Here is a 16129-nt window from a genome sequence, read left to right as displayed (position 1 = left end):
CGGCGGCGGGCCGCTCAGCGCGCCAGCCAGCCGATCACGAACGCATTCACCACATCGACGAAGAAGCCGCACACCAGCGGCACGACGATGAACGCACGGTGCGCGGCGCCGTGCTGGCGCGTCACCGCGCTCATGTTGGCCACGGCGGTCGAGGTGGAGCCGAGCGCGATGCCGCCGAAGCCCGCGCAGACCACGGCGGCCTCGTAGTCGCCGCCCATGCAGCGGAAGACGACCCAGAGGATGTAGGCGACCGCTAGCACGATCTGCACCGCCATCACCGCGGCCACGAAGCCGAGCACGCCGTCGAGTGCCCACGGCTGCAGGCCCATCAGCGCCATCGTCAGGAACATGCCGAGGCAGATGTCGGAGATCAGCGCCAGCCCCCGGCGCGTGCCGGCCCACTGCCGCGCCAGCGCCTTCGGCCACGCCAGCGGCAGCAGGTTGCGCAGCGCGATGCCGGCGAGCAGGCAGCCGACGAAGTCCGGCAGGTTCAGCCCGGCCTGGCGCAGCGCCGCAGCCAGGCCCTGGCCGAGCAGCAGCGTCACGTTCAGCCAGAGCCACGCGCGCAGCACACCGTAGTAGTCGAGCGGCGGATCGGCCGCATCGTTGGCGACGCCGACGTCCTGCTCGGCCGCGCCCGACGGCTGCAGCCGGTGGCGGCGCATCAGGTGGCTCGCGACCGGGCCGCCGATCACGCAGGCGGCGACCAGCCCCACCATGTTGGCCGCCGCGCCCAGTTCCAGCGCATGGGCTATGCCGAGGCGGGAGGCGAAGTCCGGCGCCCAGGCCAGCGTGGTGCCGAAGCCGCCCACCAGCGCGATCGAGCCGAGCAGCAGCCCGGCCCGGGCGTCCTGCCCGAACGCCGCCGCCATCGCCATGCCCACGCCGTTCTGCAGGCCGATGAACACGCAGGCCAGCACGAGCAGCACCAGCAGCGGCCGTCCGCCGTCGATCAGCGTGCGCACGTCGGACTTCAACCCGATCGCGGCGAAGAAGTACAGCAGCAGCATGTCGCGGGCACCGAGCTCGAAGCTCACCCGCACGCCGGCCGCCAGGTCGAGCACGCCGACGACGGCCGCGCACAGCACGCCGCCCACCACCGGCTCGGGGATGCTGTAGCGGCGCAGCGCCGTGATGCGCCGTGTCAGCTCCCGCCCCGCGAAGAGCAGCAGGATCGCCAGCGTGAAGCTGACGAAGGCATCGACCTCCACCGGCCCGCGCGTCATCGCGCGCGGATGCCGCGGTCGTTGACCAGCACCGTCGGCAGGCTGGCCGGCTGGGTGTGGGGGTGGTCGCGGCTGTAGTGCAGGCCGCGGCTCTCGTGCCGCGCCAGGGCGGAACGCACGATCAGCGACGCGCAGTCGATCAGGTTGCGCAGCTCCAGCAGGTCGCGGCTGACGCGGAAGTGCGCGTAGTAGTCGTCGACCTCGCCGCGCAGCAGCTCGATGCGGCGCAGCGCCCGCTCCAGCCGCTTGGTGCTGCGCACGATGCCGACGTAGTTCCACATCAGGCCGCGCAGTTCGTCCCAGTTGTGGGCGATGACCACCTGCTCGTCGGCGTCGTGCACCTGGCTCTCGTCCCAGGCCGGCAGCCCGGCCGGCGCCGCGGCCGGCTGCGCCGCGATGTGGGCCGCGCAGGCATGGCCGAGCACCACGCACTCCAGCAGCGAGTTGCTGGCCAGCCGGTTGGCACCGTGCAGGCCGGTGCAGGCGTTCTCGCCGACGGCGTAGAGGCCCGGCAGGTCGCTGCGGCCCGCGAGGTCCGTCACCACGCCGCCGCAGGTGTAGTGTGCGGCGGGCACCACCGGGATGGGCTGGCGCGCGATGTCGATGCCCAGCGCCAGGCAGCGCGCGTGGATGGTGGGGAAGTGCTCCCGCAGGAAGGCTTCGCCCAGGTGCGTGGCGTCGAGCCACACATGGTCGAGGCCGTGTTTCTTCATCTCGAAGTCGATCGCGCGGGCGACGATGTCGCGCGGCGCCAGCTCCAGGCGCACGTCGTGCGCCGCCATGAAGCGGGCGCCCTCGCCTGCCACGCCCGGCAGCTTGAGGTGGCCGCCCTCGCCGCGCAGCGCCTCGGTGATCAGGAAGCTGCGCTCCTGCGGGTGGTAGAGGCAGGTCGGGTGGAACTGCACGAACTCCATGTTCGCGACACGGCAGCCGGCCCGCCACGCCATCGCGATGCCGTCGCCGGTCGCGGTCTCGGGGTTGCTGGTGTAGCGGTAGACCTTGCCCGCGCCGCCGGTGGCCAGCACCACCGCCGCCGCCGGCAGCGTCTCGACGCGCTGGCGGTCGATGTCGAGCGCATACAGGCCCTGGCAGCGGCGGGGCTCGCCGCTGTGCGCGGGCGGCGGGGCGATCAGGTCGAGCGCCATCCACCGTTCGCGCAGCGTGATGCGCGGGTGGCGCCGGGCCTGCGCGAGCAGGGTCTCGTGGATCGCCCGGCCCGTGGCGTCGGCCGCATGCGCGATGCGGCGCACCGAGTGGCCGCCCTCGCGCGTGAGGTGCAGTCCCAGCGGGCCTTCGGGGTCGGCGGTGAAGGGCACGCCTTGCGCGACCAGCCATTCGACGGCCCGGGCGCTGCGCTCGGCGATGAAACGCGCGGTGCGCTCGTCGACCAGGCCGGCGCCGGCATCCTGCGTGTCGTGCACATGGCTGTCGATGCTGTCGTCGGCGCCCAGCACGCCGACGATGCCCCCCTGTGCCCAGGCGGTGGCGGCTTCTTCGAAGGGGCGCTTGGCCAGGACGACGACGGGCCGGTGTTCGGCCAGCGTCAAGGCCACGCTCAGGCCGGCCAGGCCGGCGCCGACGATCACGACGGGTGCTTCGGTACTCATCGGCGGATTGTCTGCGCAGGCGGCACCGCCGCCGCACCCGCGCGCTAGCCGAGCGAACCGACCACGTTCACCTCGCGCTGCTCGGGGATCTCGTTGTAGGACAGCACGGCCAGGCCCGGCGCGAACAGGCGGGCATAGCGGGCGAGCAGCGGGCGCACCTGCGGCATCACCAGCAGCATCGGCGTGGCGGCCTGCTGCTTCATCTGGTCGCGCGCGATCGGCATGTGGGTCTGCAGCTGCGACAGCAGCTTGGGGTCGACCGGGTAGTTGTCCAGCGCCACCTTGGCGCCGCCGGCGCGGGCCTGGTTCAGCGCGCCGAGCAGCAGGTTCTCGAGCTCGCCGCTCAGGTTGAAGGCGTTCATCGGCGCCGTGGGGCCGACGAGTCCGGCCACGATCTGCCGGCGCAGCGTGCAGCGCACCTCGGCCGCGAGCAGGATCGGGTCCTTCGTGGTCTCGGCGTTCTCCAGCAGCGTCGTCGCGATCGGCACGATGTCCTTCAGCGACACGCCCTCGGCCAGCAGCACGCGGAACACCTTCAGCAGTTGGCTGTGGTTCAGCGCCTTGTCCAGCGCCGCCGCCAGCTTGGGGGCCTGGGCGCCCAGGCGTTCCATCAGCGCCGGCACGTCCTCGTGGCGGATGATCTCGGGCAGGTGGTCGCGCACCAGCTTCGCGACGTGCGTGGCGATCACGCTGGCCGGCTCGACCACCTGGTAGCCCAGGCCGAGCGCATGCGCCTTGTCGTCGGGATCGATCCAGGTCACCGGCAGGCCGTAGGCGGGGTCGATGCCGGGGGCACCGTCCACCTCGCCGAACACCTGCGGGCCGGGAATCGCCATCAGCCGGTCGGCGTGCACCTCGGCCTGCGCGATGGCGGTGCCGCTGAGCAGCACGCTGTATTGCGAGGGCTTGAGGGCCAGGTCGTCGCGCAGGCCCAGCGGCGGCAGCAGCAGGCCCATGCTCTCGCTCAGCGTCTGGCGCACGCCCTTCAGCCGCTTGGTCAGCGGTGCGCCCTGCGCCTGGTCGATCAGGCCGACGAGCTTGTAGCCGACCGCGATGCCCAGCGGCTCGGTGAACGGCAGGGCCTGCCAGTCGATGTCGGCATTGCGCTCGGCCACCAGCGCCTGGTGAATGGCCGCCGTGTCGGCCGGCTTGGGCTTGTCCACGCGCTGGCTCATGCGCCAGGCGACGAAGCCCAGCGCCGCCGCGAATCCGAGGAACGGGATCCACGGCATGCCGGGGATGATGGCCAGCAGCACCATCACGCCCGCGGCGCTGCCGAGCACCGCCGGCGAGGCCAGCAGCTGCGAGCCGATCTGCTGCTCGAAATCGCCCGAGTCGCTGATGCGGGTGACGATGATGGCGGCCGCGGCCGACAGCAGCAGCGCCGGGATCTGCGCGACCAGGCCGTCGCCGATGGTCAGCAGCGCGTACTGCTTGAACGCGTCGCCGAACGACAGGTCGTACATCAGCGCGCCGATGGCCACGCCGCCGATCATGTTGATGATCAGGATCAGGATGCTGGCGATCGCGTCGCCGCGCACGAACTTCGACGCGCCGTCCATGGCGCCGTAGAAGTCGGCCTCCATCGCCACGTCGCGGCGGCGCTCCTGCGCCTTCTCCTGGCTGATCACGCCGGCGTTCAGGTCGGCGTCGATCGCCATCTGCTTGCCGGGCAGCGCATCCAGCGTGAAGCGGGCCGACACCTCCGAGATGCGCTCCGCGCCCTTCGTGACGACCACGAAGTTCACGATCATCAGGATGACGAAGACCACGAGGCCGACGACGAAGTTGCCGCCGATCACCACGTTGCCAAACGACTCGATCACCTGGCCGGCCGCGTGCGTGCCCTCGTGGCCGTGCAGGAGCACCACGCGCGTCGAAGCGACGTTCAGCGCCAGCCGCATCAGCGTGGTGGTGAGGATGATGGTCGGGAAGACGCTGAAGTCCAGCGGCCGCTTGCTCGCCACGCTGACCAGGATGACGATCAACGCCAGCACGATGTTGAACGTGAACAGCACGTCCAGCACGATGGGCGACAGCGGCAGGATGATCATGGCCAGCAGGGCCATGAGGAACAGCGGCGTCGCGATCTTGTGGCGGCGCAGTTCCGCCACCATGCGGTTCAGGTAGTTCATGGTCTGGCTTCGCTCAACTTCGCCGGAATGTCCAGGTCATCGGGCAGCACCGGGGCCGCCTTGCGCGTCCCGGCCTGGAAGGCACGTATCTGCATCACATAGCGCAGCACCAGCGCCACCGCCTTGTACAGGGGCGCGGGAATCTGCTGGTTGACCTGGCTGGTGTTGTAGATGGCCCGTGCCAGCGGCGGCAGCGGCACCACCTCGATGCCGTGCTCGCGCGCCACCTGGCGGATGTAGAACGCCATCTCGTCGACGCCCTTGGCCACGAGGAACGGCGCTTCGGCACGCGCCTCGTCGTACTTCAGCGCGACGGCGTAGTGCTCGGGGTTGACCACCACCACGTCGGCCGTCGGCACGGTCTTGCGCACGCTGCGCCGGGAGAGCTGCTGCTGCACCTGGCGGATGCGCTGGCGCACCTCGGGCCGGCCTTCCGCCGACTTGTGCTCTTCCTTGACTTCCTGCTTGGTCATGCGCTGCTGGCGCATGAAGAAGAACTTCTGCACCGGCACGTCGATGAACGCGAACACCACGAACACGATCGCGACCGCCATCACCCCGTCCAGCATCAGGCCGGCGCCCTGGATCAGGGCCTGGTCGAAGGTCTGCGCCTGCAGGCCGATGTAGTCGTGCATGGACGCCGTGGTCGCATGCCACAGCACGGCGATGACCACGCTGCACTTCGCCAGCGAGGTCGCGAAGTCCGCCCAGTGCTTGCCGCTGAACTGCCGTCCGAGGTTGGCGATCGGGCTCATGCGGCTGAGCTTGGGCATCAGGTTCTTGGCGCTGGCCGCCCAGCCGCCCGGGTACAGCGATGCCAGGACGATCAGCAGCGGGATCATCGCGAGCGGCACCACCATCTTGGCGATCAGCACCAGCACGGACATGAAGGCGTCCGACCAGGCGTTGTCCAGCCCGCCGTCGCCGCCCACGTCGACGAAGGCCATGTGGAAGAGCGCGCGGAAGTCCTCCAGGTAGCTCGGCACCAGCAGCAGGAACACCTTCAGGCTGACGAAGATGCCCACCGCGGTGGACCAGTCGCGCGAGCGCGGGATCTGGCCCTGCTCCCGCGCCTTGGAGAGCTTCTGTGCCGAGGGCTGCTCGGTCTTGTCGCCGCTGCTGCTGTTGTCGGACATCGCGCGGCCTTCAGGCGGCCTTCAGGCCGCGGTGGATGAGGTCGAGCACCTGGCCGGTCATCCGGATGTAGTGCTCGGGCACGAAGCGCACGACCTGCGTGAGCATGAACAGGCCGAACACGGTCACCACCGCGAAGCCCAGCGAGAAGAGGTTGAGGGACGGTGCCACGCGGTTCAGCAGCCCGGCGCCGAACTGCACCACGATGGTCGAGAACACCACCGGCACGGCCAGCAGCAGCGCGGCCGAGAACACCCAGGCGATCGCCAGCGGCAGCGTCTTCAGGCTGAGCGCGGCGATGCCCGCGCCCACCGGGAAGGCCTTGAAGCTGGCCGCCAGCACGCCCGTCACGACGAGGTGGCCGTCGATCGAGAAGAACACCAGGATGCACATCATGTAGAGCATCGTGGAGATCACGTCCGACGAGGTGCCGTTCATCGGGTCGTTCATCACCGCCATGGCCAGGCCCATCTGCGACGACACGATGAAGCCCAGCACCATGATCGTGCTCATCGTCAGGTGGAAGGCGAGCCCGATCACGAAGCCGATGAGCGCCTGTTCCATCGTCGCGACGATGCCGTGCAGCGAGAACGGATCGATCGCCACGGCCGTCTGCGCCGTCGGCATGAGGATCACGGCGAGCACCAGCGACAGCAGGATTCGCACGGTCACCGGGGTCATGTTCTCGCCCAGCACCGGCGCGGCGCTGAACACCGCCATCGCGCGGCAGAACGGCCACCAGAAGGCGCCGAGCAGGCCGAGGAGCTGGTTGAAGACGGGTTCCATCGCCGAGGAAGGGCCGTGCTAGCCGATGAGCGTGGCTGCGCGCTCGAAGATCGAGACGCAGAAGTCCATCAGCCGCCCGACCATCCAGCGGCCCAGCAGCCCGATGACCAGCAGCGTGACCAGCAGGCGCGGCAGGAAGCTCAGCGTCTGCTCGTTGATCGAGGTCGCCGCCTGGAACAGCGCGACCAGCAGCCCGACGACGAGGCTGGGCACCACCAGGACCATGACGAGTTGCGTCACGATCTGCAGCGATTCGCCGACGAGGTCCGCGGCAACTTCAGGCGTGATCATGTCGTGGCGGGGTCAGTAGCCCTGGATGCTGGTGACCAGCGTGTTGACCGTCAGCGTCCAGCCGTCCACCAGGACGAACAGCAGCAGCTTGAGCGGCAGCGAGATGACCAGCGGCGACAGCATCATCATCCCCATCGCCATCAGCACCGAGGCGACGACCATGTCGATCACCAGGAACGGGATGAACAGCATGCAGCCGATCTGGAAGGCCGTCTTCAGCTCGCTCAGCACGAAGGCGGCGAGCTTGACGGTGAAGGCGTGGTCCTCGGGCTTCTCGATGTTCTGCTCGCCGGCCAGGCGGGAGATCTGCGCGAGCGCCGTCTTGCTGGTCTGCGCCATCATGAAGCGCGAGAGCGGAACCTCGGCCGTCTTCAGCGCCTCCTGCAGGCCCATCTTGTCCTGGTCGTAGGGCAGGAAGGCCTCGTTCCAGACCTGCAGCCCGACCGGGCGCATCACCAGCAGCGTGAGGATCAGCGCGATGCCCGTCATGATGCGGTTGGGCAGGCCCTGCTGCAGGCCCAGCGCCTGGCGCAGCAGCGACAGCACGATCACGAAGCGGGTGAAGCTCGTCATCATCAGCACCAGCGAGGGCAGCAGCCCCAGCAGGGTCATGATGATCAGGACCTGCGTCTTGACCGTGAAGTCGGTCGCCACGCCGCCGGTGGTCGTGCCGAAGATCGGGATGCCCTCCGCGGCCGAGGCCGGCCCGGCCCAGGCCAGGCCGAGCATGGCGCCGCCGACGGCGGCCCGCAGAACCGCGCGCTGCATGCTCATGGACGGGTCAGTGTTCCAGCGTGTCGAGGTCGAGGCCGGCCAGTTCGACGACCTTCAGGCCGTACTTCTCGCCGGCCACCACCACCTCGGCGCGGCCGACGGGCGTGCCGTTGACCTTGATGACCAGCGGCTCACCGGCCAGCGTGTCCAGCGGCACGACGCTGTCGGTCTGGATGTCCATCAGCTCCTGCAGCGAGACGCGGGCCGAGCCTACCTCCAGCGTCAGCGTCACGGGGATCTTGCGCATCATCTGCGGGATGTTGCGGCGCGGGCGCGCGGCCGGCGCGGGCGCTGCGATCTCCTCGTCGTCCAGCCCTTCGGGCACGGAGGCGAGCAGCTCGTCGATGGCGTTCTTGTCGGTCATGTCCATGGGTCAATCCACATCGGCAAAAGAGGTCAGGCACAACTTGCCCTGGTGCTCCGCCACGGTGGCGGTGAAGAGCCGGGAGTCGTCGACGAGCACGTCGGTCGCCCCCAGGCTGATCGGGATCACATCGCCCACCGCGAGGTCGGCGAGCTGGCCCAGCGGGATGTCCTTCTGCAGCAGGCGCGCCACCAGCGTCAGCGACAGGCGCGTGGACAGCGGCGCGGCCTGCTCGAGCTGTTCGCCGGCCTTGGCGCGCAGCGGCGTCAGCTGGTGCCACAGGCGGCTCATCCAGCCCTCGCCCACCGCCAGGCAGACGCCGCCGGTGATGTTGTGATGGCGTTCGACCACCCGCGCCTCCAGCAGCCACGAGCCGCGTGCCGGCGGTAGGCGGCCCACCGGGCGGAAGGCCGGCACGCGCTGCGGCAGCGGGCCGGCGCCGGCATCGATGCGCGCGGCGAGCAGTTCCACGAACTGCTGCCCGAGCAAGGCGGCCAGCCGCTCCTCGGTGGCGGTTTCCCGCGGCGCGTCGGTGCCTTCGTCGGCCGGCGGCGTGCGCAGGCCGTAGCGGTAGGCCAGCACGCTCATCAGCACCTGGCGATCGACGGCACAGCCCATCTCGCCCGTCTCGGCGTCGAAGGTGAGCCACGGCACGTCCGGCGCCCGGGTGTCGAGCCGGCGCATTGCGACGTGCTCGACTTCGAAACGGGCCCGGTAGCGCACGTTCAGGCGCAGCCGCAGCAGCTCGGCCAGGTCCTCGCGCACTTGCTTCGAAAAGCGCGCGAGCAGGTGCACCGGGCGGCCGAGCGTGCCCGCGTCCAGGACCATGGGCGGTTCGGCGCGGGGGGCGTTGGTGGATTCGGTCATGTCGTCACGGGCATGGCGGGGGTGTCCATTCGATTCTAGGAATGCCCTGCATTGCCGAACGCCGGATATGGACCGGAAATCCGGACAACCCGCTACTCCACCCGGCTGCCCGGCACCGTATCCGTGCAGGTGCGCACCAATATGAGTTCGGCCCTGCCTCAATATGACAGGAATATTTCAGAAGATCTCCAGTGGCGGCTCGGCCCGGTTTTCTCGGCCTGCCTGGGATCTTTTGCGAATGCAGTGCATTCAGTCACACGTTGCAGCGCAGCATCGGCAACGCCGGTTGCAGCCCGAGGCGGCAGAGCCCTAGGATCGGCCCCCTCAGGGCACACCCGCGCGAAAGCCGGGGTCGCAAAGCTTCCGGTCTACCTTCTTCCGCCGCGGCGGGTGAACAGGACAGCGGGGCCGCCAGACGGGACCTGCCACGCCGAGCGCGTGGTGCACCGATCACCGCTCCCGGGCGGCGTGACGTGCGACCCGGCTGTCCGGGGCGTGTGTGGCACGCCCCGGAGACCTGCTTTTGCGTGTGGCCGTGCGCCTGGGCTTCCAGCCCCTTCCGAGCGCACTTTGAGCCCCGCCACCCACCCCGCCCCTTCAGCCGACGTCGCCCGCCTAACGCCGCAATTGGCCGGTTGTTCGGGCCTTTCTCGGGTTTGCCCCAGGCCGGCCGCCTCCGTAACATTTGGCTCCAACGACACGACTGATTCTTTGGCACCAAAACCGGCGCCAAATTCACCCGAAGCCTCCCATGCAGGAATATCAAAGACTCGACGGCAAAACCCTGGCGCCGATATTGACCGACCTGCAGCGCCTGTTTTCAGCGCCCGAGCGCAATCAGTCCTCAAGTCAGCGAGCCGACTGACGATAGCGCACACAGCGCATCCTCCAAACCGATTCAGTTCAACCCGCCATCGCGGCGAGTTGTGCTGCCGCATGGTCTCCAGCCAAGGAACACGAACCGATGTCCTCTGCACTGCTTTCGATCCAGGCCGACCTGACCCGCATCGCCGGTGACGTCGAGCGGCTCACGCCGTCGATGCCCGTGCAGCCTGCCACGTCGTTCGACGACGGTTTCGGCGGCTTCGAGGCCGCCGCCTCCTCACAAGGCGACGGCTTCGCCGCGAGCTTTAAGCAGATGCTGCACGCCGTCGACGACCGCGACCGCGAAGCCGCCGCCAAGGCCGCCGCCGTCGACGCTGGACAAAGCGACGACCTCGTCGGCGCGATGCTCTCCAGCCAGCAGGCCAGCCTGTCGTTCTCGATGCTGATGCAGGTGCGCAACAAGGTCGTCGGCGCCTTCGACGACCTGATCAAGCTGCAGCTGTAGTCACCGCAGCCGCCGCAACCGACTGCACCACTACCGCACCCACGCCGTGATCACCACGCTCAAGCCCGTTCTGAACCGCCTGCGCCCCGCCGGCTCGCTGCCGCCCGGCCTCGTCAAGAGCCTGGGCCCGTTGCTGGCGCTGGCCGTCGGCGTCACGCTGCTGGTGCTGATGTTCCTGTGGCGCGACCAGGCCGGCTACAAGGCGGTGTTCGGCGCCCGCGAGAAGATCGCCGCCGCCGACATGATGGCCGTGCTCGATGCCGAGGGCGTGCCCTACCGCATCCACCCCGACAGCGGCCAGGTGCTGGTGCCGGAAGCGCAGCTCGGCAAGATCCGCATGCTGCTGGCCTCCAAGGGCGTGGTGGCCAAGCTGCCCAGCGGCCTGGAGCTGATGGACCGCAACGATCCCCTGGGCGTGAGCCAGTTCGTGCAGGACGTGCGCTTCCGCCGCGGCCTCGAGGGCGAGCTGGCGCAGAGCATCATGACCTTCGATGCGGTCGACTCGGCGCGGGTGCACCTGTCGATCGCCAAGTCGTCCTCCTTCGTCGTCAGCGACGGCGAGAAGAGCTCCGCCTCGGTCGTGGTGGCGCTCAAGCCCGGCCGCACGCTCAGCCATGAACAGATCGCCGCGGCCATCAACCTGGTGGCCGGCAGCGTCGCCAGCCTCGACCCGCAGCGCGTGAGCCTGGTCGACCAGGCGGGCAACCTGCTGTCCGCGCGCATCGACCTGGCCGAGACCTTCGACGGCACCGCGCAGGTCAGCGATGCGGCCAAGCGCTTCACCGAAGAAGCCCGCCGCAACGTGCGCGACCTGCTCGCCCCCGTGCTGGGCGAGGACAATTACAAGACCAGCGTGACCGCCGAGGTCGACAACGACCGCATCCAGGAAACGCACGAGACCTACGGCGCCACGCCGAAGGTGACGAACGAGGCGATGCGCCAGGAGATGGACCGTGACGGCGTCGCACTCGGCATCCCGGGCTCGCTGTCGAACCGCCCCGTCGCCGTGGCTGCCTCCGCACCCGCCGACGCCGGCACCGCCAGCAAGAACGCGACGACCCGCCAGTACGCCTACGACCGCAACATCACGCAGATCAAGCGGGCCCGCGGCCGCCTGGCCAAGCTGAACGTGGCCGTGGTGCTGAACAACGCGGCCTCGCCCAGTGGCAAGGGCGCGTGGACGAACGAGGAAATCGCCGGCATCGAGAAGATGCTGCGCAGCGGCCTCGGCATCAACGCCGACCGCGGCGACACGCTCGTGGTCTCGGCCCTGCCCTTCCCGACGCGGCCTGCCGCGGAACCCTGGTGGCAGCAGCGCGACAACATCGTCGACATCGGCGGCTACGTGGGCTATGCGCTGGCAGCACTGCTGGGCTTCCTGCTCGTGGTGCGGCCGGTGCTCAAGTTGCTGCAGCACCGCTACACGCCGTCGACGGTGACTCCAGTCACGCCGATACCGCCGGCGCCGCAGGCCGCAGCCACCGTGGACCGCCCCTCCGCGCTGGGCACGGCAGGCAACGCCGCCATCGCCGCACTGCCGCAGCCGGGCGCCGGGGAATCCGCCGAGCCGGCCGCCGCGGCCATCGCCAACGCCGCCGCGTCCGCGGCGGGCACCCCGGGGGCGGCCGCGGCCGACATGTCGGTGCGCCCGCTCCTCGAGAACTACGACCTCCCGCCGCCCGGCTCGCCGGTCGACGTGCTGGTCGACCACCTGAAGGTGCTGGCGGCCAAGGAGCCGGAGCGCGTCGCAGAAGTCGTCAAACAGTGGGTGCAGAGAAATGACCGAGCAGAACAAGATGTCTGAGTCCGCCGTCATGAGCCCTGTGGAGCAGGCGGCCATCGTGCTGTTGAGCATGGGTGAGGAGCCCGCCGCGGCGGTGCTGCGCTGCCTGTCGCGCGACGAGCTGCTCGAGGTGACCCAGGTGATGTCGCGCATGAGCGGCATCAAGGTGGAGTCGGTCAAGCACTCGATCCAGCACTTCTTCGAGGACTACCGCGAGCAGAGCGGGGTGCACGGCGCATCGCGCTCGTACCTGCAGCGCTCGCTGGACCTCGCGCTGGGCCGCGAGATCGCCAGCAGCGTGCTCAACAACATCTACGGCGACGCGATCCGCCCGAAGATGGCCCGCCTGCAATGGGCCACGCCCAAGTGGCTGGCCGACCAGATCGCCAACGAGCATGTGCGCATGCAGGCCGTGTTCCTCGCCTTCCTGCCGTCGGCGATGGCCGGCGGCGTGATCGACGCGCTGCCGGCCGAAGGCCGCGACCTCGTGTTGCTGAACGTGGCCCGGCTGAAGGAGATCGACCGCGAGCTGCTGGTCGAGCTCGACCTGCTGGTCGACCGCTGCCTGGACACCCTGTCGACGCAGAGCACCAGCGTCGAGGGCCTCCGCCAGGCCGCCGAGATCCTGAACCGGCTGCCGGGCAACCGCCAGCAGATGGTCGAGCTGCTGCGCGCACACGATCCCGAGGTCGTCACCGAGCTGGAGATCAGCATGTACGACTTCGGCGTGCTGGGCCGCCAGAGCGAACCCAACCTGCTGCGCATCATCGAGGCCGTGCCGCTCGAACAGTGGGCCATCGCGCTCAAGGGCGCCGAGGCGGCCGTGCGCGACGCGATCCTGCAGACCATGCCCCGCCGCCAGGCCCAGGCCTTCGAGGACACCATGCGCCGCAGTGGCCCGGTGCCGCTGTCGCGCGTGGAGCAGACGCGCCAGGAGATCATGGCGCAGGTCAAGGCGCTGGTCGACGACGGCGAGATCGAGATCCAGCTGTTCGCCGAGGCGACGGTCGAATGATCCGCCTCCTGGGACAACCCGGACCGGCCCGCGGGGTGCTTCGATGATCAATCGGCCGCACCGCTTTCCGCCGCTGGCCAAGGTCAACGTGGTCAAGGCGCTGGGAGAAGGCCACGGCCATTCGCCCGATGCCCAGGCCGCGCTGGCCGACGGCTTCCAGCACGGCCAGCAGCTCGGCTACCGCGAGGGCTACGAGACCGGCCTGCAGCGCGGCCGCGACGACGGGCAGGCGATCGGCCGCGACGAGGGCCGCCGCACCGGCGCGCAGGAAGGCAAGCGCGAAGTGCTGGCGCGCTTCGACAAGCTCGCGGCACCGGTGGATGCCGTGCTGGCCGCGCTGCAGCAGGCCCAGGCCGACTACCAGACCGCGTTGCGCGAGGAAGTGGTGGACCTGGTCGCCCGCGTGGCACGCCAGGTGATCCGCTGCGAGCTCGCGCTGCAGCCGGTGCAGCTGCTGCAGCTGGTGGACGAGACGCTGGCGACGATGCCGCCGCCGCACCAGGGCGTCGAAGTGCACCTGAACGTCGAAGACCTCAAGCGCATCCGCGAAGTCGACCCCGAGCGTGCCGCCCGCTGGACGCTGGTGGCCGATGCGCAGCTCGAGGCCGGCGAGTGCCGCGTGCGCGCTGGCCGCCGCGAAGCCGACGCAGGCTGCCGCCAGCGCCTGGCCGCCTGCATGGAGCAGGTGCGCTCGCAGCTGCTCGACGACGCGCCTGCAGCGGAGCCGGCCACGGCTTCGGCTGGCAGCGCGGCCGCTCCCGGCCCCGGCCTCGCGCCTGCGCCCGTCGCGGTCCCGGTGGCGATCCCGGTGGCGGCTGCGCTGGCCACCGAGGCCGCCCTCCCACCGCGCGGTGCCGCGCAGCCCGAAGCCGGGCCCTCGCCCGTGCCCCCGGCCGCATCCGCCGAACCGCCGAAGGCCGCCGCCCGCAAGAAGGCCGCCACGCCGAAGGCTGCGGCCGCACCGGCGGCCGATGCAGTGCCCGAAGCCGCCAGCCCCGCCCCGGCAGCCAAGACCGCCGCCAAGGCGGGCGCCCCGCGCAAGGCCGGCAGCAAGGCGGCCACCGCCGCGCAGGTGGCCGCATGATCGGCGCGGCGCTTCGCCAGGTCCAGCTCGGCGCCGTGCCGGTGGCCACGCCCACGGGCCGGCTGGTCGGCGCCTCCGGGCTGCTGCTCGAGAGCGTCGGCTGCCCGCTGCGCACCGGCCAGCGCTGCAGCATCGAGACCGGCACCGGCAGCTGGATCGACGCGCAGGTGATCGGCTTCCGCGAAGACGTCTCCTACCTCATGCCGTTCAAGCAGCCCGAGGGCCTGGCCACCGGCGCGCGCGTGCTCCCGCAGCCCGACCAGAGCGCGCTGCAGATCGGCCCCTCGTGGCTGGGCCGCATCGTCAACGGCCTCGGCGAACCGGTCGACGACCTGGGCCGCCTGGGCGGCGACCAGGTGCTCGAGACGCAGCCGCCGCGGGTCAATCCGCTGAAGAAGCGCCCGGTCGACGAGCCGCTGGACGTCGGCGTGCGTGCGATCAATGGCATGCTCACGCTCGGCAAGGGGCAGCGCGTCGGCTTGATGGCCGGCAGCGGCGTCGGCAAGAGCGTGCTGCTGGGCCTCATCACCCGCCAGACCGTGGCCGACGTCGTCGTGGTCGGCCTGATCGGCGAGCGCGGGCGCGAAGTGCGCGAGTTCATCGACCTGTCGCTCGGCGAGGCCGGCCTGGCGCGCGCGGTGGTGGTGGTGGCGCCGGCCGACGAATCGCCGCTGATGCGCGTGCGCGCCACCGAGCTGTGCCACGCCATCGCCGCGCACTTCCGCGACCAGGGGCAGGACGTGCTGCTGCTCGTCGACTCGCTCACCCGCTACGCAATGGCGCGGCGCGAGGTGGCGCTGGCGCTCGGCGAGCCGCCGGCCACGCGAGGCTATCCGCCCAGCGTCTTCAGCATGCTGCCGCAGCTCGTCGAGAGCGCCGGCAACGGCGAGAACGCCGCCGGCAGCATGAGCGCGATCTACACCGTGCTCGCGGAAGGCGACGACCAGCAGGACCCGGTGGTCGACACCGCCCGCGCCATCCTCGACGGCCACATCGTGCTGTCACGCGAGCTGGCCGAGCGCGGCCACTACCCCGCCATCGACATCGCGCAGTCGATCAGCCGCTGCATGGCGCTGGTGACGACGCACGAACACCAGCAGGCCGCCCGCACCCTCAAGGCCATGGCCGCCCGCCACGCGCAGGTGCGCGACCTGCTGCCGCTGGGCGCCTACGTGCCCGGCGCCGACCCGGTCACCGACCGTGCCGTGGCCGCCTGGCCGCGGATCGAAGGCTTCCTGCACCAGGGCGTGCGCGAGGCCGCGCCGCTGGCCGACAGCATCGCCCAACTCGCCGAGGTGACCGCATGACGACAAGGGCCCTGCCGCTGAACCGGCTGGTCGAGCTGCGCGAACGCGAGGTCGACCGCTTGACGGCCGACTTCGCCGCCCGCGAGGCGATGCGCCAGCGCTACGTCGGCAACATCGAGCGCATGCAGGCCCTGTGCCGCGAGAGCGGTGCCAGCGGCAGCGTCTCGCCCGCGCTGGCGGCGAATTTCGCCGGCTACAAGGAATCGCTGATCCAGCTGGCCGAATCGCACCGCACGGACCTGGCTGCGCACGAGGCGCAGATGGTGGTGGCCCAGCAGGCGCTACACCAGGCCGCCCGCGGCCACGAGGTGCTGCGCCAGGTCGTCGAGAAGCAGGCCCACGCCCTGCAGCGCGCCGAGGGCGTGCGCGAGCAGAAGCGCGTGGACGACCTCGCATCGCAGGTCTGGTTGCGGGGGCGCTCATGAA

Annotated in this window: 15 protein-coding genes and 1 riboswitch; of the genes, 6 read left to right on the top strand and 9 right to left on the bottom strand. The window is 70.4% G+C overall.

Going from position 1 to position 16129, the window contains the following annotated elements:
- Positions 1-14 precede the first annotated feature (14 nt).
- From gltS to V4F39_RS17045, 9 genes are read right to left on the bottom strand one after another with little or no spacing between them, the layout of a single operon-like run.
- On the bottom strand, positions 15-1226 hold the full coding sequence (gene gltS / locus V4F39_RS17085) for a sodium/glutamate symporter (protein WP_332290930.1): 1212 nt from the start codon (positions 1224-1226) through the stop codon (positions 15-17).
- Entirely contained in the window at positions 1223-2833 is a 1611-nt protein-coding gene (gene nadB / locus V4F39_RS17080; RefSeq protein WP_332290929.1) for an L-aspartate oxidase, read from the bottom strand. Before nadB ends, gltS begins: the two co-directional genes overlap by 4 nt.
- A 44-nt stretch (positions 2834-2877) precedes the next feature.
- Positions 2878-4968, bottom strand: coding sequence for a flagellar biosynthesis protein FlhA (locus V4F39_RS17075; RefSeq protein ID WP_332290928.1), 2091 nt, complete (start codon positions 4966-4968; stop codon positions 2878-2880).
- A complete protein-coding gene (locus V4F39_RS17070) occupies positions 4965-6104 on the bottom strand; it encodes an EscU/YscU/HrcU family type III secretion system export apparatus switch protein (RefSeq protein ID WP_332290927.1) in 1140 nt (379 codons plus the stop codon). Before V4F39_RS17070 ends, V4F39_RS17075 begins: the two co-directional genes overlap by 4 nt.
- Positions 6105-6114: 10 nt before the next feature.
- Positions 6115-6888, bottom strand: a complete 774-nt coding sequence (locus V4F39_RS17065; protein WP_332290926.1) for a flagellar biosynthetic protein FliR — start codon at positions 6886-6888, stop codon at positions 6115-6117.
- An 18-nt stretch (positions 6889-6906) separates the two neighbouring features.
- Positions 6907-7179 (bottom strand): flagellar biosynthesis protein FliQ, encoded by a 273-nt coding sequence (gene fliQ / locus V4F39_RS17060; protein WP_332290925.1) that lies wholly within the window; start codon positions 7177-7179, stop codon positions 6907-6909.
- 12 nt (positions 7180-7191) lie between these two features.
- Entirely contained in the window at positions 7192-7953 is a 762-nt protein-coding gene (gene fliP / locus V4F39_RS17055; protein WP_332290923.1) for a flagellar type III secretion system pore protein FliP, read from the bottom strand.
- Positions 7954-7960: 7 nt separating this feature from the next.
- Positions 7961-8323 carry a FliM/FliN family flagellar motor switch protein gene (locus V4F39_RS17050; protein ID WP_332290922.1) on the bottom strand — a complete coding sequence of 121 codons (363 nt, stop codon included), beginning with the start codon at positions 8321-8323 and terminating at the stop codon, positions 7961-7963.
- A 3-nt stretch (positions 8324-8326) separates the two neighbouring features.
- The gene (locus V4F39_RS17045) at positions 8327-9184 is read right to left on the bottom strand and encodes a FliM/FliN family flagellar motor switch protein (RefSeq protein WP_332290920.1); all 858 of its coding nucleotides are present in this window, start codon (positions 9182-9184) and stop codon (positions 8327-8329) included.
- A 318-nt stretch (positions 9185-9502) separates the two neighbouring features.
- Positions 9503-9600: riboswitch (cyclic di-GMP riboswitch) on the top strand.
- A 548-nt stretch (positions 9601-10148) separates the two neighbouring features.
- Between V4F39_RS17045 and fliE the strand changes: the two genes are divergently transcribed.
- The 6 genes from fliE to fliJ are packed head-to-tail and all read left to right on the top strand — an operon-like array spanning position 10149 to position 16128.
- Complete coding sequence (gene fliE, locus V4F39_RS17040; RefSeq protein WP_332290919.1) at positions 10149-10514, top strand: flagellar hook-basal body complex protein FliE; 366 nt, start codon at positions 10149-10151, stop codon at positions 10512-10514.
- A gap of 46 nt (positions 10515-10560) precedes the next feature.
- Entirely contained in the window at positions 10561-12318 is a 1758-nt protein-coding gene (gene fliF / locus V4F39_RS17035; RefSeq protein ID WP_332290918.1) for a flagellar basal-body MS-ring/collar protein FliF, read from the top strand.
- Entirely contained in the window at positions 12311-13312 is a 1002-nt protein-coding gene (locus tag V4F39_RS17030) for a flagellar motor switch protein FliG (protein ID WP_332290917.1), read from the top strand. The genes fliF and V4F39_RS17030 overlap by 8 nt, the downstream gene beginning before the upstream one ends.
- A 43-nt stretch (positions 13313-13355) precedes the next feature.
- Positions 13356-14396, top strand: a complete 1041-nt coding sequence (gene fliH, locus V4F39_RS17025) for a flagellar assembly protein FliH (protein WP_332290916.1) — start codon at positions 13356-13358, stop codon at positions 14394-14396.
- Positions 14393-15703: a flagellar protein export ATPase FliI gene (fliI, locus tag V4F39_RS17020; protein ID WP_332290915.1), complete on the top strand. Its 1311-nt coding sequence runs from the start codon at positions 14393-14395 to the stop codon at positions 15701-15703. The genes fliH and fliI overlap by 4 nt, the downstream gene beginning before the upstream one ends.
- Positions 15700-16128 (top strand): flagellar export protein FliJ, encoded by a 429-nt coding sequence (fliJ, locus tag V4F39_RS17015; protein ID WP_332290913.1) that lies wholly within the window; start codon positions 15700-15702, stop codon positions 16126-16128. The genes fliI and fliJ overlap by 4 nt, the downstream gene beginning before the upstream one ends.
- Position 16129 lies beyond the last annotated feature (1 nt).

Origin of the sequence: Aquincola agrisoli (genome assembly GCF_036621135.1) — a bacterium.
In the GTDB taxonomy this organism is placed as follows: domain Bacteria; phylum Pseudomonadota; class Gammaproteobacteria; order Burkholderiales; family Burkholderiaceae_C; genus Aquincola; species Aquincola agrisoli.
Note: the sequence above shows the minus strand (reverse complement) of the source record. Positions and strands in the feature narration are given on the sequence as shown.